Annotated in this window: 21 protein-coding genes; 2 read left to right on the top strand and 19 right to left on the bottom strand. The window is 32.6% G+C overall.

Going from position 1 to position 24,000, the window contains the following annotated elements:
• Positions 1 to 15: 15 nt before the first annotated feature.
• Positions 16 to 1,314 (bottom strand): nucleotide sugar dehydrogenase, encoded by a 1,299-nt coding sequence (locus RT228_RS16725; RefSeq protein ID WP_313138946.1) that lies wholly within the window; start codon positions 1,312 to 1,314, stop codon positions 16 to 18.
• A gap of 343 nt (positions 1,315 to 1,657) precedes the next feature.
• Between RT228_RS16725 and mobC the strand changes: the two genes are divergently transcribed.
• Positions 1,658 to 3,661, top strand: a complete 2,004-nt coding sequence (gene mobC, locus RT228_RS16720; RefSeq protein WP_313138944.1) for a conjugal transfer protein MobC — start codon at positions 1,658 to 1,660, stop codon at positions 3,659 to 3,661.
• A gap of 83 nt (positions 3,662 to 3,744) precedes the next feature.
• On the opposite strand, the gene RT228_RS16715 is transcribed toward mobC, so the two are convergent.
• From RT228_RS16715 to RT228_RS16675, 9 genes are all read right to left on the bottom strand, one after another.
• Positions 3,745 to 4,200, bottom strand: a complete 456-nt coding sequence (locus RT228_RS16715; RefSeq protein WP_313138942.1) for a group II intron maturase-specific domain-containing protein — start codon at positions 4,198 to 4,200, stop codon at positions 3,745 to 3,747.
• Positions 4,201 to 4,405: 205 nt separating this feature from the next.
• Positions 4,406 to 5,041, bottom strand: coding sequence for a reverse transcriptase domain-containing protein (locus RT228_RS16710; RefSeq protein ID WP_313138940.1), 636 nt, complete (start codon positions 5,039 to 5,041; stop codon positions 4,406 to 4,408).
• A 610-nt stretch (positions 5,042 to 5,651) separates the two neighbouring features.
• Complete coding sequence (gene tnpA, locus RT228_RS16705) at positions 5,652 to 6,083, bottom strand: IS200/IS605 family transposase (protein WP_313138938.1); 432 nt, start codon at positions 6,081 to 6,083, stop codon at positions 5,652 to 5,654.
• Entirely contained in the window at positions 6,041 to 6,469 is a 429-nt protein-coding gene (locus tag RT228_RS16700) for a hypothetical protein (RefSeq protein WP_313138936.1), read from the bottom strand. The genes tnpA and RT228_RS16700 overlap by 43 nt, the downstream gene beginning before the upstream one ends.
• 8 nt (positions 6,470 to 6,477) lie before the next feature.
• On the bottom strand, positions 6,478 to 7,125 hold the full coding sequence (locus tag RT228_RS16695; RefSeq protein ID WP_313138934.1) for a hypothetical protein: 648 nt from the start codon (positions 7,123 to 7,125) through the stop codon (positions 6,478 to 6,480).
• 14 nt (positions 7,126 to 7,139) lie between these two features.
• Positions 7,140 to 7,934 (bottom strand): hypothetical protein, encoded by a 795-nt coding sequence (locus RT228_RS16690; protein ID WP_313138932.1) that lies wholly within the window; start codon positions 7,932 to 7,934, stop codon positions 7,140 to 7,142.
• Positions 7,931 to 8,656 (bottom strand): hypothetical protein, encoded by a 726-nt coding sequence (locus RT228_RS16685; RefSeq protein ID WP_313138930.1) that lies wholly within the window; start codon positions 8,654 to 8,656, stop codon positions 7,931 to 7,933. Before RT228_RS16685 ends, RT228_RS16690 begins: the two co-directional genes overlap by 4 nt.
• A 17-nt stretch (positions 8,657 to 8,673) precedes the next feature.
• The gene (locus tag RT228_RS16680; protein ID WP_313138928.1) at positions 8,674 to 9,102 is read right to left on the bottom strand and encodes a hypothetical protein; all 429 of its coding nucleotides are present in this window, start codon (positions 9,100 to 9,102) and stop codon (positions 8,674 to 8,676) included.
• An 8-nt stretch (positions 9,103 to 9,110) separates the two neighbouring features.
• The gene (locus RT228_RS16675; protein WP_313138926.1) at positions 9,111 to 10,598 is read right to left on the bottom strand and encodes a hypothetical protein; all 1,488 of its coding nucleotides are present in this window, start codon (positions 10,596 to 10,598) and stop codon (positions 9,111 to 9,113) included.
• A 352-nt stretch (positions 10,599 to 10,950) separates the two neighbouring features.
• Between RT228_RS16675 and RT228_RS16670 the strand changes: the two genes are divergently transcribed.
• Entirely contained in the window at positions 10,951 to 12,603 is a 1,653-nt protein-coding gene (locus RT228_RS16670; RefSeq protein ID WP_313138924.1) for a helix-turn-helix transcriptional regulator, read from the top strand.
• A 511-nt stretch (positions 12,604 to 13,114) separates the two neighbouring features.
• On the opposite strand, the gene RT228_RS16665 is transcribed toward RT228_RS16670, so the two are convergent.
• The 9 genes from RT228_RS16665 to RT228_RS16625 form a co-directional block, all read right to left on the bottom strand.
• Positions 13,115 to 13,765: an IS3 family transposase gene (locus tag RT228_RS16665; protein ID WP_409519897.1), complete on the bottom strand. Its 651-nt coding sequence runs from the start codon at positions 13,763 to 13,765 to the stop codon at positions 13,115 to 13,117.
• Between the two features lie 318 nt (positions 13,766 to 14,083).
• Positions 14,084 to 16,099 (bottom strand): DNA topoisomerase, encoded by a 2,016-nt coding sequence (locus RT228_RS16660; protein ID WP_313138920.1) that lies wholly within the window; start codon positions 16,097 to 16,099, stop codon positions 14,084 to 14,086.
• Between the two features lie 8 nt (positions 16,100 to 16,107).
• On the bottom strand, positions 16,108 to 17,400 hold the full coding sequence (locus tag RT228_RS16655) for a DUF4099 domain-containing protein (RefSeq protein ID WP_313138918.1): 1,293 nt from the start codon (positions 17,398 to 17,400) through the stop codon (positions 16,108 to 16,110).
• Positions 17,401 to 17,494: 94 nt separating this feature from the next.
• On the bottom strand, positions 17,495 to 17,788 hold the full coding sequence (locus RT228_RS16650) for a helix-turn-helix domain-containing protein (RefSeq protein WP_286399998.1): 294 nt from the start codon (positions 17,786 to 17,788) through the stop codon (positions 17,495 to 17,497).
• 459 nt (positions 17,789 to 18,247) lie between these two features.
• Positions 18,248 to 19,159 (bottom strand): IS982 family transposase, encoded by a 912-nt coding sequence (locus RT228_RS16645; protein WP_313138915.1) that lies wholly within the window; start codon positions 19,157 to 19,159, stop codon positions 18,248 to 18,250.
• Positions 19,160 to 19,663: 504 nt separating this feature from the next.
• Positions 19,664 to 19,900, bottom strand: a complete 237-nt coding sequence (locus RT228_RS16640) for a hypothetical protein (RefSeq protein ID WP_313138914.1) — start codon at positions 19,898 to 19,900, stop codon at positions 19,664 to 19,666.
• Positions 19,901 to 19,979: 79 nt separating this feature from the next.
• Complete coding sequence (locus RT228_RS16635; protein WP_313138912.1) at positions 19,980 to 21,257, bottom strand: relaxase/mobilization nuclease domain-containing protein; 1,278 nt, start codon at positions 21,255 to 21,257, stop codon at positions 19,980 to 19,982.
• Positions 21,254 to 21,679: a hypothetical protein gene (locus RT228_RS16630; RefSeq protein ID WP_286399991.1), complete on the bottom strand. Its 426-nt coding sequence runs from the start codon at positions 21,677 to 21,679 to the stop codon at positions 21,254 to 21,256. The genes RT228_RS16635 and RT228_RS16630 overlap by 4 nt, the downstream gene beginning before the upstream one ends.
• Positions 21,680 to 21,992: 313 nt before the next feature.
• Positions 21,993 to 23,717: a DEAD/DEAH box helicase gene (locus tag RT228_RS16625; protein WP_313138907.1), complete on the bottom strand. Its 1,725-nt coding sequence runs from the start codon at positions 23,715 to 23,717 to the stop codon at positions 21,993 to 21,995.
• Positions 23,718 to 24,000 lie beyond the last annotated feature (283 nt).

Raw genomic sequence — 24,000 nt, 5'->3', positions numbered from 1 at the left:
TATTTATTACTATTATTACAATCTACTATCTATTATTTCTCTATTTAATGCTGCTTTTGCATCATAAATAACCGCTGGCGAAGATACCATATTCTCCACATTAAGCTTACGGAAATCCTCATGTGCTGTTGTTAAAACCACACCACTATACTTCGTATTTAGAAGCGTTGATTCACTAATCACCTCAATCCCATACTCTTCTCTCACCTCCTGAGGATTCACCCATGGATCATATACATCTACCTCGATACCATAAGACACTAGCTCCTCATAAATCTTCGCTACCTTCGTATTACGCGTATCAGGACAGTTCTCTTTAAAAGCAAAGCCTAATAATAACACTCTAGAACGGCTGACATCGATTCCCTTTTGTATCATCAGCTTCACTACCTTACTCGCAATAAATACAGGTATCTCATCATTCACACGGCGACCAGACAGAATCACATCAGGATAATACCCTACTTGAATCGCCTTATGTGCTAAGTAATACGGGTCAACAGAGATACAGTGCCCTCCTACTAGTCCTGGTTTATATTTCAGGAAATTAAACTTGGTACCTGCTGCTTCTAATACATCTTGGGTATCGATCCCTAATCTATCGAAGATTAACGCTAACTCATTGACAAAAGAAATATTGACATCGCGCTGTGCGTTCTCTATTACTTTAGCCGCTTCTGCCACCTTTAAAGAGGGAGCTTTATGCGTACCCGCTTTGATAATCGTGCGGTATAAAGTATCTATCTCATCTGCTACTGCAGGTGTACTACCCGAAGTAACCTTTATAATCGTTTCTAAAGTATTTACCTTATCCCCTGGGTTGATTCGCTCTGGCGAATACCCTACATAAAAATCACGGTTGAATACTAGTTTAGAAGTTTCTTCTAAAACTGGAATACACTCTTCTTCTGTACAACCTGGGTAAACAGTAGATTCGTAAATCACAATATCTCCTTGTTTTAATACAGATCCTACTAATTTAGAAGATGATTTTAGAGGGGTTAGATCAGGAGCATTAAACTGATTAATCGGTGTAGGTACCGTGATAATATAAATATTAGCCTCTGCGATATCACTGATATTCGTACTGGGCTTATATCCTTTTATTCCTCCTGAATTTTGATACGTGAAGATGGATACTTTCAGTTGACTTTCGTCCACCTCTTTTGTTAAGTCTATTCCTTGCTGTAACTCAGTTACACGACTTTCTTTGATGTCGAATCCCACTACTGGGAAATGTTGTGCAAAGGCAAGGGCTAAAGGTAATCCTACATAACCTTGTCCTATTACAGCTATCTTAACTTCTTTTTCCATATTTTTCTCATTATTGTTCCTGCCTAAAGATACTTTTTCGTCAGTAAGTGTCAGTATTTTTTAACAATAAGTTACAAATGTACACTTTTAAAATATTGGTGCGAATAAAAAGTTTACTTTTTGTGTAGAGTAGTGTTTTTTATTAGGGAAAAGAAATTAATCACTGTTTTAAACCTCTTTATTCATACCTACTTTTTTAAAACTCCTTCTAATTAAGGTACTATTTACAAATATGTTCACTCTAAGCAATCGAAGACAAAAAAAGCCTTAAACTACCAATAATAAACATTATATACCCTTGTCTTATACTTTTAGACTATTTAACTCTAAAACTATAACTACAATGCAAAATGAAGATGATTTAAGGTCTTTAGCTAAAATACTTTCTTTTTTAAGAGCAGTGAGTATTATTATACTACTTATGCATATATATTGGTTTTGCTACCCCTTATTTATAAAGCTAGATATACCCCATCCTATGGTTGATAGAATTCTTCTAGGATTTAACACCAAAGCAAATTTATTTGCCCACCCACTCTACACTAAGATATTTTCTGTTTTACTCCTAGGATTAAGTCTTTGGGGGAACAAGGGGGTTAAACATCAAAAAATCACCCTAAGGAAAACAATTATTCTATTTTTTATCGGAACAAGTCTTTTCTTTTTAAACTTTTTCCTTTTAAAAATAAATTTACTTATTGCAAATATCTTATATATTATAACTTTATCAATTGGGTATATACTACTTCTTGTCTGTGGAGCATATCTAAGTAGGCTTATAAACAATGAGCTTTTACAAGATGTTTTTAATATTGAGAACGAAAGCTTTTATCAAGAAACTCGCCTTTTAGAAAATGAATATTCGGTTAATCTTCCAACTAAATTTTACTATCATAAAAGATGGCATAGTGGCTGGATTAATGTAGTTAACCCTTTTAGAGCTACAATTGTTCTGGGTACTCCAGGTTCAGGTAAAAGTTATACGGTTATAAATAATTTTATTAAGCAGCAAATAGAAAAAGGCTTTGCCATGTATATCTATGATTTTAAATTTGATGACCTCTCAACTATTGCTTATAACCATCTGCTTTTACATGCAGATAAATACAAAGTATCGCCTAAATTTTATGTAATAAACTTTGATAATCCAAGAAAAAGCCATCGTTGTAACCCAATAAACCCTAAGTTTATAACAGACATTTCTGACGCCTATGAATCAGCCTATACCATTATGCTTAATCTTAACCGATCTTGGATACAAAAACAAGGTGATTTTTTTGTAGAATCCCCTATTATACTCCTGGCGGCTATTATTTGGTTTTTAAAGATTTACAAAAATGGTAAATACTGCACCTTCCCGCATGCCATTGAGTTACTTAACAAAAGATATAAAGATGTTTTTACTATTTTAACCTCTTACGATTCTTTAGAGAATTACCTATCTCCTTTTATGGACGCCTGGGAAGGAGGAGCCCAAGATCAGCTTCAAGGACAGATAGCATCGGCAAAAATTCCGCTATCTCGTATGATTTCCCCCTCATTATATTGGGTTATGAGTGGAGATGATTTCTCCCTTGATATTAACAACCCTAATGAACCGAAGGTTCTTTGTCTTGGTAATGATCCTAATCGCCAGAGCATATACTCAGCAGCACTAGGTCTTTATAACTCACGTATTGTAAAGCTGATAAACAAAAAAGACCAACTCAAAAGTAGTGTTATAATAGATGAACTCCCAACTATTTATTTTAGAGGCCTTGATAATTTAATAGCTACAGCCAGAAGTAATAAAGTAGCGGTGTGCTTAGGCTTTCAAGACTTCTCTCAACTAGTTAGAGACTATGGAGACAAAGAGAGTAAAGTTATTCAAAACACAGTGGGGAATATCCTCTCTGGCCAAGTAGTTGGAGATACAGCTAAGACCTTATCTGAGCGTTTTGGAAAAATACTCCAAAAACGTCAAAGCATATCTATTACTAGGCAAGATAGATCAACCTCCTTTTCCACTCAGCTTGATATGCTTATCCCTGCTTCTAAGATATCCTCTTTAAGTCAAGGGATGTTTGTTGGCTCTGTATCTGATGATTTTTCTCAAAAAATAGAGCAGAAATTTTTCAACGCACAAATACTAATAGACTCTGAAAAAATAAGAAAACAAGAGCTGAGTTATAAGAAAATACCAACTCTTACCTCTTTTACTGATTATAAAGGCAATGATCACCTAGATAGGGCCATTACAGAGAATTACAATCAAATAAAAAAAGACGTTGAGTTATTAATAAAAAATGAAATTAAACGCATTGAAAACGATCCAGATTTAGTACACCTACTTAATAACAACAAATAATTGAGTAGGTGGCTGAAGAAATAATCTTCAGCCGACCTCTCACACCACCAGGCATACGGATCCGTACCATGGCGGTTCTTAATTTACGATACTTTTAGGTAAATGTCATTTAGAAATGTATAACCTGCTTTCCTTAAAACCCAAATATTCAATGATGTTTTTAAAACAGGACTCAAGGCTACACGACAATACCCCTTTCGGGTATTAGCCCATTGATAAGCTTGATTAGCTTTAACACCTATCTTTTTAAGATTGGTGTACCTTAATCCCTTACTCTTCCAATTCTTCCATATAAATATCCGTATTCTTGACCGAAGCCATTTATCTATACGCTTAATCTTATCTGACATATTCGCTAACTTGAAATAGGACACCCATCCTCTTACAAACATCTTTAATGTTTCTTTGAGTTTATTATATCCTTTCCCATTACTCCGTTTAGTAATTACTCTTAATTTATCTTTGAGTTTACTATAACTCTTAGCATGTACACATAGTTCCCACTGTTTGTTTTTACTGACATAGAAACTATACCCCAAAAACTTCTTTCCTTGAGCATATCCTATAGTAGTTTTCTCTTTATTGACTTTTAAGTGCAGTACTGTTTCTATAAATAGAGTTATACTCTCTTTTACACGTTCGCATGATATCTTACTTTTACAGAAGATTAAACAGTCGTCTGCATAGCGGACAAATCAATGTCCACGTCTTTCGAGCTCCATATCGAGTTCATGAAGCATGATATTACTCAGTAATGGACTGAGAGGTCCTCCTTGAACAACTCCTTGAACAACTCCTTGCGTACTCTGTTCGTATTTCCCATTTATAATCACCCCCAAAGTTTAGATACTTATGTATAAGTGATATTACACGTAAGTCTTTTACCCGCTTTGACAGGAGTTCAATTAACCGACTATGACTAACTGTATCAAAGAACTTTTCTAAATCTAAATCTACTACATAGTGGTACTTATCATTCAGATGTCTCTTCGCCTCTTTCAGTGCTGTGTGACATCCTCTTTGAGATCTAAATCCGTGGTTACTTAAATGAAAATAACGTTCGTATATCCGAGATAATACTTGAGAGATACTTTGCTGTACTAGTCTATCAATAACTGTAGGGATTCCTAGAAGTCGAACTTTACCTCCTTCTTTGGGGATTCCTACTCTGCGTACTCCCTGAGGTTTATACTTCCCTTTTGCTAACGAGTTTAACAAAGATTCTCTATGAAGTAAGAGCCATTCTAGCATGTTTTCAGTAGATAACTTGTCTATTCCATGACTCCCTTTATTTGACTTAACTCGTTTATAAGCTAAGTTTAGATTTGAGGGACTTAGGATTTGTTCAAGTAAATCTAACTGTCCTAATTGTACTTCCATGAGGCTGTTTTCAGTTATCCCTATAAAAGTCTGCTACTGCTTGATAGCTGTCAGGTTCCGCCCTATCATTCTCAAGGTAGTTATCAATATTTTCTGCATTCCACCCTTTACTAGGTAACATTCATTTACTTCTCACTTAATTAAGTTCAGCCCTTCTGTATTGCGTAAGATTTCTTGGTATTGCCAAGCTTGTTTCCATACATACTATGACCTCTGCTGACTTCTTACAGCAATTGTTATCCGTAGTTCTGTAAAAATTCCCTACGTCTGTAAAACCTCCTCAGGTAAGAACAATAACTTTCACCTCATGTGCCTGCTATATTTACCCACGTATCTCTGTACAGTTTGGGACTTCAGTTTGGGTTGCAACCTTATCCGATACTTTGAGCCTTATATATAGTTTCTGTTCGTCAGGTCAAGGTTTTGCCGTAAGCTTCCTTCAGATTCCACCTCACGATGGACACCCTTGCTATTAGCTAACACTTCCCACTGTAAAGGTGTGTTCGGGACTTGCACCCTAGAGTTATTGCCCATGCTGGGCACACAACCACTATGGACTGAAAGTCCATAGTCTGTTAAAGCAGACTAAAGTCTGCCTGGGTGGAGTTACTTACTCAAGTATGAAGTTACCTCCGTTATCATTTGGTTTACGATGATGTTCAAGATATTGATTCAGCATCGCATCTGTAATGTTGCCTGTACTCCAACAGCCAAACCCTATTGCCCAAAAATGACGACCCCAGTAACATTGTTTTAACTCAGGATATTCTATTTGCAATTTCCTTGAAGTACGACATTTGAAGAGTTTGACAATATTACTTATGTTTTGAGATGGACGATATTCTATATGAAGATGAACATGATCCTTTGATACCACACCTTTTAAAATCTGAATATCTTCTGCTTCGCAGATTTGAATAATCAGACTACGACAACGTATCTGAATATCACCTTCCAATACCGGATAACGATATTTGGTTCCCCATACTAGATGGGCTGTTAAACGTGATACACTATGTCCGCCGGTTCGTTGATATTCCATATATCAAAGGTAAACATCTTTAGAAGCTGAAAGCTAAATGCACTAAAGTACATAGTTTTAACTATTATCTGCGACCAATAAAAAAGGGCATCTGTAATCAGCAGTAATTTCATAACATACAGACGAAAATTTTGCTTTCCCGGAATCAGCTGGTAACTGTATATTTTTAAGGGATCGAAAAAAAAAGGAGTATGTATGCTCTGATTCGCTTGTATAGAAAGTAAGACTTCCAACCTTCCTTTGTCTATATCAAACCAAACGGTATCTGTGATCCCATCTTTATCCAGATCAAATTCTAATTTTTGAACTTGCAATTGTGCTAGTGCGTTATCTATTCCTATAACCGCTATAAAAAGATGATGAAATAATAAATTTTTGTGTTTCATTCTATAGTCTATTTTATTAATGCGGTTAAGAGCAAGATTGAACCAAAAATTAGCAGGAGTATAGCATAGAGATAAACGGGTGGATTGTTTTTTCGTTTTCTTGCTTTTTCCATGTTAGCTAAGGCTTTAAAATAGGATTCAGACAATTTGCCTTGCGTATCTAAAGCCTTCATCTGACCCATAAAGTGTAGTACAAAACTAAAATACACCTCTGCTTCTTGTTTTCCTTCTTCATTGTTTTTGGATAGTAGATCATAAGCTATTAAAGTATTATTTTTTAATCGAATCCTTAGTCCCGGAGCAGGATTATCCCAATTCAACCAAGTGAACTTCAGGTCTATCCAATAGGAGTGAATTTTTGCATAGGGAATATCTCCAAATACTTTGGATTGTATTCCTGATGGAGTAAGGCTTACGGTTTCGCGTCCTTGCCGTGTAGATTGAATAATCTTAAAAACACAATACCCACAAATCATTACTATCAAAAGGATAATCAAAAAAGTAGCTGACTCAATATAACTAGAGTTTTTAATCAAGAAAAAACTTTCAATAAAAAGTAGGGATATAAGCAGTGCAAATCCACTTATAATAGTACCAAGTAGTCTGTAAATGTATTTGACTTTGATCAATCTAAATTTAAAACTTGCTTTTTCCATCTGTTTTTAATTTTTTATAGTTCTATTTCCATGTATTCCTGTACTATTTGCTTCGTATAGGATCCAGGAATCGGAAGTTCTGTTACAGCCAATTTTATTGGATAGTTTCCAATCTGTATTATCATTTGTGGTCTATCCAATTTGATGATTCCTTTGTATTTAACTTTCAATCCTACCTCAAAAACAAAGGCAAAAGTAATTGTTCCGGATACTGTTACCTGTTTTTGTGTTCCCTGCATTAATTCCTGCTTTTGTTCCGAGAGTTGGATATAACGCACTCCATAACACAGCAAAGAGTGAGGGAGTCTAGTGATTTCTACTTCGGCATTTGTCAATATAGCTGAGTTGATTATCCTATATCCTCCAGAAATGAGATAACTAAAATCAACGGAAACTTCCTCACCATTATCAAACTTGAAACTGAATCCTTGCCTGCGTCCACCTACTCCGACCAGCCGCCCTCGGATCACTTCTTTTTTAGAGTGTATTTTATCTTTTTCAAACAATATTGCTTTCTTGCGATATGCCAAGAACATCCATCGAAAAGCAAATATCGTAATCCAGACTGTGAAGATAGCAAGCGTGCCAAAAATTAGTACTACTAATCCTAAATCAATGATCTCCGCATCTTTTATGCTGTAACGATTTGACCGTATTTCATCATAAACCAAACGAATAAGGAGGTAGCTTAAGTAAGTTAAACAACCAGTAAGTATCAGACCCACCCACTTATTTGCTTGCGCAGAACGATAACGCATGATTAAGTCTTTTCTTTCTTTTTCGCTAAGTGTTTGTTTGTTTCTAATCATTTTTTATCTATTTTCAACTCAAATGTAAACTCACAGTCTCTACCTTCAGGATGAACTATCCGAATGTATTTCTTTTGAGATTCTTCATCCACCTCAAAATAAACTATACTGTTTTTAGCTATAGATTGTCCATTAAGTTTTGTGTTCTCGGCAATATGTGCCTGAATTGGCTTTCCCTCTTTGCTGAGAACAATTTCTCCACACACGGGCAACTCTGCTATATATTGGACATCCAGCAGATGACCTCTTATAGTTTCTTCCCTTAGATACACACTCCAATCTTTATCAAAAACAAACCCAAAAAAATCTGTAGATTCTGAAAGTGTTACCCACCAAATATCATCTAAAGTAGCGTGTTCTTTTTTCTTAACATCAAATCTATTGCGCCATCTTATGCGTGTCCCTTTGGTTAAAGAAAGCCTAGGAAAGTCTAAATCTGTATCCAACACCGTGTTTTGTGTACGCTCTAGCTTACGATCATTGAGTTCCCCCCGCCATTTATAAAACACCTGATTATCTAAATAAACGTAAGCACCATATATTCCTAGTATCAGGATTAATCCACCTATAAAGATCAGGAAGCCACTTCCTATCTTACCGCCTAAAGAGGTAGTGACTATAAACCACCTTTTAGCTAAGAATAGCAACAGCCCTCCTATTAAAAGGTAAACATACCAGAGCGCAATGGCAAAATAATAGATCAAGTATAATATTCCTACCATAGTTTTCTTAATTCAGCTTATTCATTTTTTTCAAATACTAAAAATCCCTGTGAGGGGATGATCTCAAAAGGCACGATATAAGTTTGAGGAAACACAACGTCTTTAATTCTATCAAAATTAATATCTCCATACAAAAACCAAGACTGCTTTTGATAAGGTACAAATATGTCTTCTACTTGTGGGAAGTTTTGTGTGATGTATCGACTGCTCCAATCTGCAGAAGAGGTTGTAAGTTTTTTATTACTCTGTTTGTCAAATACATGGAATCTTACAGTTTTTATTTCGAAGTCCTCTACTTCAGGCTCTACAGTCACCTTGATATAATATTCTTTCAAAAAATCATCTACTATAAAGCTAGTTTGAGCTTTTACCGACTTAAGCATACCTAATACGATAATTAAAGTAATTAACCAATGGAAACCTATAAAAAGTGTTTGTTTTCTCATTCGAATACTTATTGATTTTTATGTGATGTTCCTTTAATACGTTTTCTTATTTCTATTGTCTTCTGCAATTCTTTTATTGAAGAATCTGTGATTTCCTCTGGGGGAGTCTCAACTGGATCACCATTCCCATTATGTGCATGCAGATGAAATGAAAAAATAATGGCTTGATCATTATTTAAAAATTCGACAATAGTTTTTGAGGCTATTTGAAAACTTTCTAGATCCATTCCTTCACTTTCCAAAGCAATAAGGTACCATTTCGGTTCAGAAGCTTGTAGTTGTTTAAAATGGCTGCGATTGCTAAACTTGGGTGCATGTCGATGCAGCTGCTTTTTAAGTTCTGCTTCGGATTCGAAAATAAAATTTCCAACAAGTTGTAAACCTAAGTTTGAGGTAGTCTCTTTTTCCTCGCTATTGTCCAACAGAAACTTGATAGATTTAGGTTCTTTTGACTTTCCTATTTCATATCTTTTATATTGTTTCCAAGCTCCATTTTCATTTTCTAGATACAGATAGAAGTTTCTCTCTTTCGTATGAGTCAAAAAGTTCAGGATCTGCGTATCTGTATTCAGTGCGTTCAACTGATCTAGCTCCTCAATTTTTGTATTCTTGATATAGGGAACTAATCGAAGCTTGGCTAAGCTATCGTTGGTGTACATATATATTGCGCCCTCCTCCGCAATTGCATTTCTTAACAATACGGGATACTGGTCTATACGTTGCTGAGAATATGTCATCATATCTCTCATAGGTTTTGTCTTGTAATATTCGATTATTTTACCGCCAAAAAATCGAGCAAACAAGACAAAACCAATAATAAAGCTGAAAGGGATCACAATATTCTTTCGTAGTTTTTTCTTCCGAGCTTTAGCAATTGCCTGAATCGCTGTCTCATATTCGTTTTCCTGCGGTGAAAGAGAAGGAGAGGAGATTGTCTTTTTTGAAGAAAAACTAGTTTCTTTATTCAAATTCTGTTTATAAACCTCCCAATACCTAGTGAAATCAGATAAGAATATTAAGTACTCTTCCAGTTCTGTGTTGTTTTGGTCAGGCTTGGGGTGAAACCGAATGACTTTTTCGTTCTGTAATTTTATTTTTAGAGTTGGAGAAGCCATATTCCAATTTATCCATGGTAAGCTTTGCCTTATGCTGTAGCTATTGATGTCCTCAAATCGGATAATACCGAAGTATTGGGAATTGAAACGATTTGTTCTTAGAATTATCTTTTCAGGTTCTGCATATTTTGCACGAACTTTCCGCCATTTCCAAACACTGTAAATTATATTGCCTGTCATTGACATTAGTACAAAGCCTATTAAGTATAAGATGTAAATAGATTGACCTTGATACTTCAGTAAAAAGATGACAGGGACAACAATCATCAGTAACAAACCTCCAAACAGACTCAGCAAAAAAAAGTAGGTTGGTTGAAGTTGTGTGATATAGAAGCGATATGTTTTTAAGTTTTGCATCCCTTGACTTAGTCGTTTGTTCATACCTCAACTACCATTGTGATGATGTGGTATTAACTAATTAATATGAGCAAAAATATGTTAATAAATAGATATTCTTATCATATGAAGCGTCTACAAAGTATCTACATATAAGTTTAATTATTGATTGTTAGTCTTTTACAAGTGTTAAATCGAAGGTCTATTTTTTGTTCTATATTTGACAACAATCAGAAATAGAATGAGAAGAACTTGTTTTTTTTATATATGTTTAATACAGTTCCTATACGTTGTATGGACGCCTACGTTTGCTCAAAAAGCAATAAGTGATTCGCTGGAGGTATTGCTGTCCAATTCTCAGTTAGACACCCAAACTCGAATTTTAAGGTTGTGTCAATTGGCAAATAGCATTTCATTAGCCCACCTTGATAAGGCTATTCAAACTAATAAAAAAGCCATTGTACTAGGCCAAAAACACCAATATACAGACGGTCTCTGCCTCGCATGGTCACAGCAAGTGCAGTTTGAAATGATCCAAAGGGATGGCATAGCTGCTCAGAAAGCTGCTGACAGTATGTTCTACTATGCACAAAATGCATCTAAACTTTATAAAGGAATTGCCTATTTCAGAATGGGCTATTTGCAAAATTTACAAAACAAACCTGAAGATGCATTTGAGAGTTGGGAAAAAGCTATTCCCCTACTGGAAGAGAATAAAGGACAAAAGTACTTGTCAAATATTTATTACCTAAAGTTCGGAATATATTCGGAGCGTGAAAATCAAAACGACGCAGCAAGATATGTCTGTTTAGCACTGGAAACTGCACAAAAAAGCAAAGATATAGATGCGCAGATCAAAGCTTGGCAGATTAACGGTACCCATGAAGTAGATTTATTTGAACGAAAAAGGGACACTTCTCGTCTTCAGACTGCAGAAAATGCTTTTGAACAATCCATTTCACTATACAAGCAACATGAGACTTCTATTAAGAATCCAAGTGTTGTGGCTCTTTCTGCACTGTATCTGGCGAACTTGTACCTGGAATATGATTCTTCTTTAAAGAAAAAAGAGATAATAGAATACGTGAATCTTGCTTTACGAACTTCGAAAGAAGTCAACAATATTGAGATGCAGGCTAACGGATATGCAATACTCGGCAAAATCCATATGCAGGCTGCAGATTGGTCTAAAGCCGAAAAAGCACTACTAACACAAAAGGCCTTAGCTAACTCACTGCCTTCGTCTAATTATTATTTAGAGTTGAATAACTTGGAATTGCTGGCTAACCTGTATGAAAAAAAGGGAAATACGCAAAAAGCTTTAGACTATTATCAAAAATATATAACGACTTATAAAAAAGTATTCGACTCGAAACAGACCGAAATTATTCAACAGCTGGAAGCTCAATATGAGAATGACAAAAAGAGTAAAGAATTGGAATTGCTACACCAAAAAAATGCTTTTCAAAAAAGACAGACTTGGCTGTATAGTGCCATAGCACTTATTACTATAACAGGGTTATTGTTTTTGTTTGTAGCGTATAGGTTTAAACTAAAATATGCTTTGGAACGGGAAAAGCTTCAAATTGAGGAAGCGGCAAGATTAAAAGCTGAACAAACTTTAATCGCACAGGAGAAAGAACAATTGCAAAAGGAATTGATGGTCGGGATGCTGCAAATAGAACGTGGTGCCGAATCGCTCAAGGAATTAAAAGAAAAAATAGAAACTGCCAAAAGCCAACATCCCCAGCTCAATCAATTTATCAAAGAAGAACTGAGAATCAACAATGATTTTGACCTGATCCGCTCAGAAATACAAGATATTCACCCAGATTTTTTCAAGCAATTACAGGATAAAGCCTCTGAAAAACTAACCCAAACCGATCTGCGCTATTGTGCTTATTTTTCCCTCCAATTTTCCACCAAGCAAATAGCCGAACTCTTAAATGTTGCACCCAAAAGTGTCCGCATGGCAAAATATCGTTTGAAACAAAAATTTGAATTGGATAAGGAAGATGATTTCGATGCTTTTCTTCAGGGTTTGTCGTAATTCATCAATTAACTTCCTTAATTTCAATTTCTTTAAGCGCTCTTTTGTTGAAGGAATAATATCATCATATTCTTCATAATTTTCAATCACACTTTCCAACATATTCTTTGCCAGCAGTTTATTGCCTTTGATAGGATACGTGTCCGCAATCAAGATGAAACTCTTGGCCACACCCAGTAATCATGCTCCTCCATATTATTGACCAGATCAAAGACCATTTCCTGAGCTTTGTCCTACTGTTTGTTTTTATACTGTAGTCGTCCTATACGATAACGTGCCTCTGCATCAATAACTGTCTTGCTTATCATTGTCGCCAATTCTGTTTTACTTCATAACAAACGCTTTATCTCCTTCCTTTAGCAATGCCTGTGCACTGTACAAATGTGCCCTAGCTATGTCTTCCTCAGATAGTCGATCAAAATTCTTTATCAAATACACATACTTTTCTACTTGATCCAAGTCTCCTATATGTAGGTAATATTTCTTCAAGTTCTGATGTAATCTCCAGTTTTTAGAGGTGCACAATCGCTTCATTATATTCCTCCAAGTTCATGTATAACGCAGCTGCCGTCAGCAAGGTATTCTCTGTATATTTGCTCGTCCAGTCATTCAGAATAATGTTAAGATTCTTTTTAGCCATTTTAAAGGCTGCTAAAGTGGTATTTTCTGTTGACATATCTTTACTCAAACTCCATCCAATAACCTTTCTATCGTATAAATCTATTATTGTAGTTAGGTAAATAACCCCTTCTTTAACAGCGATATAAGTAATATCAGACACCCAGGCTTTACCTGGTTCAGTTTGTGTAAATTGTCTATCTAAAATATTATCAACCACTAAATAATTGTGTCCAGAGTCTGTGGTTATTCTATATCGTCGAGCTAATTTACTACGTAATCCTAACTCTTTCACGTACTTAGCAACAGTTGGTTTAGATATTTTATAACCTCGTGCATTGAGTTCTATTGTAAGACGAGGACTGCCATAACACTGTTTAAATTCTAGATAAACTTCTGTAATAACACGTTTTAGATCTGCTTTGGCTTGTTTTCTTTTATTAACAGGAGACCGTTTCCAATTATAATAACCACTTTTACTTACCTCTAAAACTTTACACATAATCCCAATCAGATATTCATGTTCATGATCAAATATGAACATGTAAATCAATTGCTGGTCTTTGAGAAAATCGTAATGATCCAAATTTAGACTTCGTTTATTACTATTTTAATACTAAAAGCACTACGAGCACAGGCTAAATTTGGTTGGCATCTATCGAATTTAGTTGCTTTTATACGACTAAATCTTTTTGTGAAGATTGAATTAGAAAAATGGCTGAATAATCCATTAAATGAAGTAGAAAAACTGCCACCAAAACTCCACAAGGAGTTCTATTTTAAATTTTAGCGAAATATAGCCTTAATCCTACTGAAGTTGAGAGGATATTTTATGTCCTAAATTTATTTAGGACGCTATTGATTATTTAACTGTATCAAACATAAGCCTTCCATTTCTATCTAAATACAAGTACGCTTTAAAACAAATATTTTTCCTTGTTTTAAAAACAAATGCTTTATTTACTCTTTTAAGTTCAAGTAATTCCTCAAGTTCTTCCCTAGACAAATAAACTCCTGATACTAACCTAGATATACTCCAATTACAATTCTTATTCAAACAAACAAGCTTGTGATAACTAAATTCAAAATTACTATCTAAACACATTGGACAAACCTTCTTTAATGACTCTTTTAAATATCTTAAAGTAGTAATGCTTTGCTTTAATACCTCTAGTTTTTCACAACTAATTTTATAAAAAATCTCCCTGCTAATCCAATCTTGATTTGCCTTGAAAAATAAAACCTCAAAATCAAATAAATAAGCAAAACTAGAAACAGGTAAATCTTTTGTTTTAAAATAATAATCAAGAGCCTTGTTTGTACAAACAAGCTCTTTATTGTCTATATACAAATACTCTTGTTTTATTAACTGATCAAGGGTTAAACTAAGACCAAAAAAAAGATCTGTAAAATAACAAAAATGTATTGTCGCAATTGCGTTTTCGTGTAAGGTTTTAATAAAATCTTTTTTTAGTTTTTTAAACAAACTTTCTATACTAAACAAAGGATGCTGTTTTCTGGTTTGTGTTACAACACTTACCGACTCTACTTTAAAGTTTTTCATACCATTGAGTTCCTCTAAAGTATCTACTTGATTTTCTTTATTTTTTTTCAAGAAGTTACCTTGATAAACCTTTAAGGGCAAAGAAAAATAAGTTTCTCCTACAGATAGCTTTAGACTAGCTTTTCTTATATCTTCTTTAGGGGTAAAACAGTCTATTGTTCTTTTGACTATCAACTCATAAATTGCTTTTTCACTTACATTTAGACAAGTTGGTATCTTTAGAGTAGGTATGATTCCATGACTTTTAAAATCTTTGTCCATTATCACATCCTTGCAATAGAGTCTAGCTAGTTTTAAATTTAATATCTCCTGTTTAAATACGGGGTAATCTCTTAAAGCGTTTAATATTTTGGGGATGGTAGATTTATACAGTCCGGGTAGATAGTTATTCAAAGTAAAAGGATAGCTAATGAACCTCTGCCTATAAAGATTAAGCAAAGCTTGTTGGGTTTTACTAAAAGAAAAACCATATAAGTTATTTGCACAGATAATAAGGCTCATAAAATCGTATAAAAGAAGTTGTTTCGGTTTTATCAATTTTATCTTTTTTTCACTTACCTCTACCCTTGATTCTCTACAAAAGAAATCTACTAGATTTTGAGCATCCTCCTTATTTTTATATTTTTTTTCAAAAAAGCAAGAAAACAGCTTATGATTACAACTAAGCTCTACATTTACCTTATGATGAGTTTGAGTTTCACTATTTCTCCCCTTTAAGTATTTATCACATAAGAAAGATAATAAAGAAGTTTTTATAAGATCTAATTTAGTTTTTATCCCAGTTTGGTTATAATAATACTTACTAAATTTATTTTGAACAATCTTAAAAATAAGATCCCTGTTATAATAAGTTCTAAAACATGAAGTACTATAATCTTGATATAGGTGATTCTCTAAAAAAGATTTTTCTAGACTATAAAGCCATAGCCTTGTACAGGGTTGAGTTATACTGAAAAACTCTTTAAAGTATTCAAATTTCCTACGCCCCTCCTGGCTTGGCTCTGTAGCTATAACAATAGATTTAGATCTAAATATAAGTTGCTTTATTAACTGCACTTTTTTATTCTGTAGCACAGATAAAGGTTTTTGCTTTGCCTTGCTGACTAGTTTTAGTTTATATTCCAAGATATTTTTATCTACCAAATATCCCTTCTTTTCTTTAAAAGCTAAAGGCTTCAAATCTACCATACAATCATCTATCCATATAACCAGATGATTATCTGAGCCATAATAATTAAATTGCCTGTTATTTGCATTAAAAAACGTGGCTAGAATTCTAGCCACGCTTGCTGTTTCTGTTACAATAAGTTCCATATTAAAGTTTATATAGGTTTTAAACCTTTTTTTCTATTTTGAGTCTCTTTGTTGTTTTGTGTTTGACTCTCTAAAACCTTAGGTTTACTTGGATCAGTGAAAGAAAAATTAGTTCTATTGTTTATTTTATCATAGTTTATAAACCCCTTATATGGGTTGCCTCTTTTATCAATAAGTCCATCGATAGCCACAGTCTTCCCCTGTAAAAGCTCTTTATACTGATTATCATCCAAGGTTTTTCCCCTAAAGGTCTTTAAGTCTTCAGGATTTGAAATTTTCTTATTTTTATTTACATTATCAAATAAAAACTCAATATGGCCTTTAGAGGCATTATACTGAATATGAGCATCAAAAGGATTCCCTTTACTTGAGCTCATAGTCTGTACTAGGACCGCTTTTCCTTGTTTTAGTTCACTTAACTGACTCTCTGAAAGATCAACTCCTTTTATATGTGTTGGAATTTGCATTTTCTCAACACTTGTAACTGTTATATTATTGGTTAATCTATCCACACTTACAACCGATGGAATATAAGAATTAGTCTCTGGGTCTAAGAGATCCACTACCCTTCCCATATTTCCTGTTTTTAAAAGATTGTGTTTATCCTGTCTGGTAAATTCATGTCCTTGAAAAGGTACATTTAAATTTGGGTACTTTTTTACTCCCTCAAGAGTCATTACAACCTCTCCATTAGAAGCATGTTTAAGTCCAAGACGCGCATCTAATGAAAACTCAGCAGAGCCAAGATTAAGATTAACCTGAACTAAATCTTTTGTTTTATATCCTTTTAATAAAGGTTCTAGAAGATCCATCTCTTCGAGTTTCTCTTTTGAAAGCCCAATCTGGCTTAGTGATTCCCAGTTGATATGATTAATATTATATTTATATGGATTATACTCTTTACTAGAGGTTATAACTTCATTAGTACTCTTGTCAATACTTTGAATCATTTTCAGAGGATCTACTTGATGTGATAGATATAACTGATGATTTAAAGTGTTTTTTAAGTCTAACTCACCTTGCATCTGTTTGGACAGACCAATGGCTAAATTCTCTGGAACCCTAAAAAAACTAAACCTAGTGGGGTCTTTTAGTTGGGAAAAGAAATTGGTGAAAAAATTAGAAAAGAAGTCTCCGTTTCTATCTAATCTTAAAAATGAGTTTAAATTATTCTTATTAATCGGTGCACTTTTAAGATTGCCATTTTCACTTAAGCCCTGTACGGCTTTAATTTTGTTATCCTTTGAATCACTAACAAGTAAAATATCATGTTTTGATTCACTGCTTTTTTTTACTTCCATAATTAATAGATTAATTGATTAATACTTAAAAGTATTTCCTACATCGTTTTGTACTTATTTTTGGCACAAAAAAGTACGTACTTGACCCTTAGAGTCACTCTCTTACTGGAACAGCAAAGCAGTCTCTTATGAACTGCTGCACATCAGAGAGTTTATAGTATATCTTCCCTTTTAACCTATAATAAGGAAGCTTTTTATCAGATCTATATCTTTGAAGCGAACGAGAACTTATCTTTAAAATCTGTAAAACATCTTGATTATCTAAAAGTTCTTCTCCATCGATATTTAGTGTTTGAAGTTGAACCTTGGCAATATGCTCACTTAAGCTATCTAGTTTTGTAGAGAGTCGTTCCATCCAGGAGATAAATTCTAAACGAGTAATATTCATAATTTAAATTTTTAATGGTTAATATTCTTGTTAGCTAACCATACAAAATTCAAAAGCTTAAAAAAACTATAAAGCCAATTGGCATTAAAAAAACAGAAAAACTTATAAAATCGACAAGAATTTTAAACCTAAATAATCACAATACTAGATATAGGCAAGCTTTAAAGGATAATAATAATAAGACAGAAAACTTTTCTTACATACGAATTTTTTCCGAGTTATAAAGCCAATTGGTATCTGATTTATAGATAATTAAAAAATATGATGCTAATTCCGATACTTTTAAAAAATAAGCAAACATATAGCACATAAAGCGATAAAAAATTCAATTTTATTTTCAATAGTGTTAATATTAAAACAATCCTAAGCTAAAAAAACACAATAATAATAAACCAAAAACACTATTTCAAGATAAAATATAATTATTAAACAACATCTTTAGAATAACGTGAGTTCGACTTAAGCAATTATTCTATTTTGATCAATAATGTCGTTAATATTATTAATAGAAGGCTTTTTAGGGAAGTATGAATAAGTAATCAAAGCAGCTAACATATTTGCAATAAAGTTATTGAAGGATCTGTGTCTTGTATGTTCTACTTGACACATGTTCTTTAACTCATCATTTACTGTTTCAATAAGGGCTCTTTTCTTTAAATGTATCTTATCTGCTAATAACATCATTGAATTCTTCATGTTTTTTTTGACTTTAGTAATTAAATGTACTCCATCAACAAACATCTGTTCAAAAAGATCTTTACTGATATATCCTTTATCTCCAAATAGTTTACCAAAAATGCGTTTATGGAAATTCAATTCTTTTAAAGGTTTTCTATCATCAACATTGGCCGGAGTTAATAAGAAATCAAGTATTTCACCTTTATCATTTATAATTAAATGAAGTTTAAATCCCATAAACCAACCAATAGAACATTGGCCTTTCGTTGCTATATTTTTAAATGTTTTATGCTGCTTTTCTCTTCTAATGTGTGACACTCTTAAAGGAGTAGAATCTATAAATGAAACACCTGTACAACTACCTAATCTATTAGTTTTTAAGAAGATTCCTAAAGGTACAATAACCGTTTTTTGTAGTTCTACAAAGCGATTATAAGAGACAGTTTTAGGAAATTCTTTTTGCATATGAACTCTTACATAATCAATGTAATAATGTTTTAAACATCTAAAACCACTATCATGAAATAAAATCAAGATGGTCATTACTTCACTTGCATTAAGTGTTGACTTTCGATTACGTTTTTTCTTTGTGCTATCTGATTCAATACTATGAGATTGTAAAACATTTGAATATGCTTTAAAAAATTCATCGACTTCATAATAAATTTCAGTAATTTTGTCTGTAGATAACATAGAGATAGTTTTAGTTAAATATTTGTGATTCAGAACCTTAAATATACTAAGACTATCTCTTTTTTTATATTATTTTTTGCCTTTTCTTATATCGAACTCACGTTAGAATATGAAGTCACCTTGACTTTCTGGTCTTGTAAAATTCTTTTAGTTCTATGTTGGTGGTCACTTTCTCCGGAATCTACAATTTGATCACTTAATAAAGTTTGAACTGATAAATAACTCCAATGGATACCTGTTTTTAGTTTATACAGTATAGAATTAACGATCTCATAATGTAATTTTTAATATAAAATCTCTTTTAACAAGTGATAAGTATTGTACTATATCTAATTCTATACTGCCTTTGTGGAGTACTTTTTACACGGGATTGTAGGTTTTGTTTGTTTAGCGATACAAATCCCTATACCTCTTCTTTATTTTACAATAAGTCAAGATGACTTCATTTACTACTTAGTCTATACTCCATAAACATTTAACATATTAACCCTAATAACAAATCACTTATCCGAGTCTTTTTGCTATTTCTTTATAAGAGTCATCTTGTTTTCTATCTAATAAATCCGTTAGACTCTCTGAGGATCTTTTAGCTTTATTTAGCTTTTTATAGTTTATTTTAGTGGTACTTTCACCAATAATATTAGTAGTTAACACAGTATTACCTTCTTTAGATTTACTGCCTAAAAAAAAAGACACAAAACTTCTAATTGCAAAGTAAAGACCTAAAAACATATTTATCATACCTTTAAATTTTAAATAATTACACCTGTTTTTTTAAACAACTTACCTTATATATGCCTGTATGAAGTATTTTCACTCTCTAAAGAATATGTCTTTTCTTTTTACGCTTTTTCTTTTTAAGATTCATAAACTGTTTCTGATCTAAATCATCAACTGGGGCATTAAATAGGAAATTAAAAAAACTAACAAACTCTGCTTTATTATAAGAATTATAATAATTATCCACAAAATCAAAACTCGGATGAACCTTTAAGCTATCAAACTCTTTATTTAACTCAGCAAATCTGTGTTTTACTAGCCTTGCAATAGGGTCTTCTTTCTTTTTAGAGTTATTTAAAAGAGTATTAAAAAAAGGATTGTTATCTAATTTATTAGACAATAGTTTATCAATATGAATAAAAGAAAAAACTCGCCTATATTTATGACTAACAAAATAAAACTTGCTTTTATCTGAACTATCAGTAACTAGATTAACTCCCTGATTCTTGAGTAATTTTTTAAAATGCTTGTAATTTTTACTTTGAAAAAGATATGACTTTATTTGATCACTAAGCTTGTTATCAATATTTAAATTCTTACTTTCGATGGACTTTTTAAAGTGTTTTTTTAAAAAGTCTATATCTACTTTTAAAGAAAGTTTACTTGAACTTACTAGATTACTAATTTCTTTATTTTGATGATCAAGAGCAAAATACATTATAGAATTAAACTCATTATTGCTTCCTAATCTAGCCTTGACTTTAAAAAGTTTTAAAATAGCGTTATAACTCTCCAAGTCCTCAAAGCTATAATACTTAGGTAAACTACTAACAACACTATCTATTTGCTGAATTATATTTGGTTTTCTATAATCAACAACAACAAGGTTTAAATTATTTTTATACCTTTTTTGATAACCTGTTAGATTATATTGTTTTGTAAGGTCTAAACAAACCTTTTTTGCTAAAGCAAAATCAAACTCTTTTTCTATTTTATATCCCTGTAGATCTATTGCAACAGATACAATATGAAGATGTATGCGTTGAAGGTCAAAATGTTTATAAATAATATAAGGTTGGTTTTGATATCCCATTTTTTCCATATAGGTTTTAGCTATATCTAAAAGGGTTATATCATTTATTTTATCCACTGGATTGGGATTAAGTGATATATGTCTGGAAGGAGTAACTGTTTTTACATTATTAAGTAAATAGGGTTCAAAATAACTATAAAAATACCTGCTGGCATTCTGAATTTCACCTATAGGAAGCGCTATTTTATTAACTCCTAATATGCAAGCTGATTGATTATCTACCTTGTTTTGATTGTATCTTAAAGCTTTTATAATACTGTCACTATTATTAATTTGCGCAATCATACGTCTGAATTTTTACAAATAATCCTTTTTTCAAAATCAAGTATAAGATCAATAATCGCTCTACATAATTTTGAAAGCTCTAAAGTTGTCTTTTCAATATCTTTTAAAATTGGTTGTGAATCTAAAGCTAAATCAGATCTGTTAACAAGAATATTATAACTTACCCCTAAAGCTTTAAAATGATTAATCAAACTTGTAAGATCTGCGTGAAACTCAAGAGCTACTTGATCTATTACAACAACCTTAATCTTTTGATTTAAAACACACGAGGCCGCAAATCTAGATATGTTCTTGATTTGATACTTTACTAGAATCTTATTAAAGTCTAATTGCTCCTTCTCTGTTAGTTTAAAAGTATATCGATATCTCTTGGGAGGTAATTTTTTTGTTTGTTTAGTTTTTTTGTTTACACTGTTTTCCATAGCTATAAGTATTAGATACAAGCAAACTAATAATAAAACCTAATGGTTAAAACATTATGGTATTTATGGACGTAATTAGGCTTACATTGACAATTACTTGTTTTAGGTCACTAGAGCTTTTAAAGTTAATCACATACATACAAAAAAATAGGGCTAAGACTAGTATTTAAATAGCTTTATAATTACAAAGCACTAGGCTAGTAAAAAAAACAAAAACACAGAAGATTAAATACTACTGTGTTTTTGTTTTATTAAATATACTCTAAAGTTATTTCCTCCTTAGATTAAAAAACTTATATACCGATTATGTAAGCTATTTTAACCCTTTAGCCATTACATTGAAATATTCACAATTACCCCATAGGTTTTTATTGCCTATTACATAAAACCTTTTCTTTGCTCTAGTTAAAGCTACATTTAGCATATTGGGTTTCTGACTAACCCAGTTTCTTGCTCCCTGTGATCTAGGATCACTACCCAAAACTAAAAACACAACATCCGCCTCTTTTCCTTGGAATCTGTGTATGGTTCCACATTCTATCTTTTTGTCATATAAAAATTCATTGTGACAATAACGCGCTATTGATTTAAAGGGAGAGATTACGTAAATCTGCTTATTAAACCCTGAGCTTCTTAATTGAAAAATCTTTTCTTTTAATAGCCTTACCTCATCAATAACAACATGCCTGTCTTGAAGTATTACTTGATCACTGACATTATACCACTGCGATACTGCTAATGATTCCCTCTCAGGGGTTAGATCAGTGGCCTTAACCATTTGCCCATTATAGGCAATATCATTGGCAATTGTAAACATTGGATCATCACAACGCCTGTGGGTTCGAAGCGGAAAACCAGTCCATATTTTTTTATCAGTTCCTCCTACATCCATGTAAGTTCCATATTTTGAGATTCTATCGGCTAATTGTTGTACTGATGTTTTAGAATAAGACCACGTAATATCAACCCTATACTCCTGTCTTAGTCTTTTTACAAGCTCTACAGGCATTGTAACTACAGGCTCTACCTGTAATGGATCTCCAACTATTACGCATCTTTTAGACCTTTGAATCAACCCTACAACGGATTGAGCTGTAGCCTGCCCCGCCTCATCAAGTAACAACCAACCTATTTGCTGTTTACTATAACTAGAGAATAACCTACCCACAGAGGCTAGTGTGGTTGATACAACAGGAACGCAAATAAAAAATGTATCCCAAAGATTCTGATAGATTTTATCATCTGTCTTAATCGTATTTTGTATTAGCTGAAAATAAGCATTTAGATTATTTCTAATTTTTTTTGCATTAACTAAAATCGCATTCTCATGCAATTTTAAAGCTGTTAAAAATATCTCACTTCTTAAACGTGCTATCTTCTTTGAGTGATATGGGTTTAAAAGATGTATCTGCTTGATTGATTTATCTAAAAATTTTAAATCACAAATATCATTAGTATCAATGCCATATTTGTGGTTTAATTCTTTTTTAATATTATTATAATAGATAAAAAACTCATCGAGTTTTTCAATCTCAAGACCTAGTATGTTTTTTTCTAATTGATAATCCTTTATATTTTTTAAACAACTTTTTATCTGATTTGAAAAATCAGATATTTGTTTATTTATTTTATTAAATTCTTGTAGTATTTCACTAACCTGAGCGTCCCAACTTGTAAAATCACTGGTTTTAAAAAGTTTATGATAAAAGAAAAAAGAAGGTTTTCTAAGTGATAAAACCCCTAGAGTAGATTCTATTTTGCTAAAATTATTTTCTAACTCCTGTTTTTGATTTAAAAGCATCTTTTCTTTATCTACACAATCCTTAATTTTCTTATCAATTAACGCTATCTCAGACAAGTTTTTCTCTTTTTGATTTTGATTTTCAATATACTTTGGCAGTAAATCATGAAATTTACTAGAAAGACTCTGAAACTGGGTAAACTCGCTTATCAAGGATTTGAATTTTTGGTTTTGCTTTTCAAATTCTCTAGCGTAAAGATTAGTATTATCTGTCTTTTTATAAACACTATAAAGCAAAGCTTCAAAACCAAAATGATTTTCTTTTTCATTAGATTCCCAAAAGGCATGTTTAAAAAGCCCTCTATTTTCACTATTTCCAAGGGCTGCTGCTAAAATCCCCCAACTAGGCTGATTTATAAGTCTTTGAGAGTAGTTTGAAAAATAACTAGCCTTTGGAAATGTTTCATTATCTATTTTTGATTTAGCAGGAAGCTCTTTAGTTATATTCTCAACTGCTGCATTGTTATTGTTTTGACCCCTATAAACCTAGAGTATTTTTAAATTTTTAAAGTATAATGTT

This window comes from Myroides sp., assembly GCF_032073645.1.
In the GTDB taxonomy this organism is placed as follows: Bacteria; Bacteroidota; Bacteroidia; order Flavobacteriales; family Flavobacteriaceae; genus Flavobacterium; species Flavobacterium odoratimimum.
The sequence above is the reverse complement of the archived record's forward strand: the minus strand, read 5'-3'. Positions and strand labels throughout refer to the sequence as shown.

What these genes read in the sequence shown, in the direction of transcription:
- RT228_RS16650 (WP_286399998.1), bottom strand. Translation starts at nt 17,788, where the DNA reads ATGAATATTACTCGTTTAGAATTTATCTCCTGGATGGAACGACTCTCT.
- RT228_RS16710 (WP_313138940.1), bottom strand. Translation starts at nt 5,041, where the DNA reads ATGGAAGTACAATTAGGACAGTTAGATTTACTTGAACAAATCCTAAGT.
- RT228_RS16685 (WP_313138930.1), bottom strand. Translation starts at nt 8,656, where the DNA reads ATGGTAGGAATATTATACTTGATCTATTATTTTGCCATTGCGCTCTGG.
- RT228_RS16660 (WP_313138920.1), bottom strand. Translation starts at nt 16,099, where the DNA reads ATGGAACTTATTGTAACAGAAACAGCAAGCGTGGCTAGAATTCTAGCC.
- RT228_RS16690 (WP_313138932.1), bottom strand. Translation starts at nt 7,934, where the DNA reads ATGATTAGAAACAAACAAACACTTAGCGAAAAAGAAAGAAAAGACTTA.
- RT228_RS16700 (WP_313138936.1), bottom strand. Translation starts at nt 6,469, where the DNA reads ATGAAACACAAAAATTTATTATTTCATCATCTTTTTATAGCGGTTATA.
- RT228_RS16665 (WP_409519897.1), bottom strand. Translation starts at nt 13,765, where the DNA reads ATGTTCATATTTGATCATGAACATGAATATCTGATTGGGATTATGTGT.
- mobC (WP_313138944.1), top strand. Translation starts at nt 1,658, where the DNA reads ATGCAAAATGAAGATGATTTAAGGTCTTTAGCTAAAATACTTTCTTTT.
- tnpA (WP_313138938.1), bottom strand. Translation starts at nt 6,083, where the DNA reads ATGGAATATCAACGAACCGGCGGACATAGTGTATCACGTTTAACAGCC.
- RT228_RS16725 (WP_313138946.1), bottom strand. Translation starts at nt 1,314, where the DNA reads ATGGAAAAAGAAGTTAAGATAGCTGTAATAGGACAAGGTTATGTAGGA.
- RT228_RS16655 (WP_313138918.1), bottom strand. Translation starts at nt 17,400, where the DNA reads ATGGAAGTAAAAAAAAGCAGTGAATCAAAACATGATATTTTACTTGTT.
- RT228_RS16635 (WP_313138912.1), bottom strand. Translation starts at nt 21,257, where the DNA reads ATGATTGCGCAAATTAATAATAGTGACAGTATTATAAAAGCTTTAAGA.
- RT228_RS16695 (WP_313138934.1), bottom strand. Translation starts at nt 7,125, where the DNA reads ATGGAAAAAGCAAGTTTTAAATTTAGATTGATCAAAGTCAAATACATT.
- RT228_RS16645 (WP_313138915.1), bottom strand. Translation starts at nt 19,159, where the DNA reads ATGTTATCTACAGACAAAATTACTGAAATTTATTATGAAGTCGATGAA.
- RT228_RS16640 (WP_313138914.1), bottom strand. Translation starts at nt 19,900, where the DNA reads ATGATAAATATGTTTTTAGGTCTTTACTTTGCAATTAGAAGTTTTGTG.
- RT228_RS16630 (WP_286399991.1), bottom strand. Translation starts at nt 21,679, where the DNA reads ATGGAAAACAGTGTAAACAAAAAAACTAAACAAACAAAAAAATTACCT.
- RT228_RS16675 (WP_313138926.1), bottom strand. Translation starts at nt 10,598, where the DNA reads ATGAACAAACGACTAAGTCAAGGGATGCAAAACTTAAAAACATATCGC.
- RT228_RS16680 (WP_313138928.1), bottom strand. Translation starts at nt 9,102, where the DNA reads ATGAGAAAACAAACACTTTTTATAGGTTTCCATTGGTTAATTACTTTA.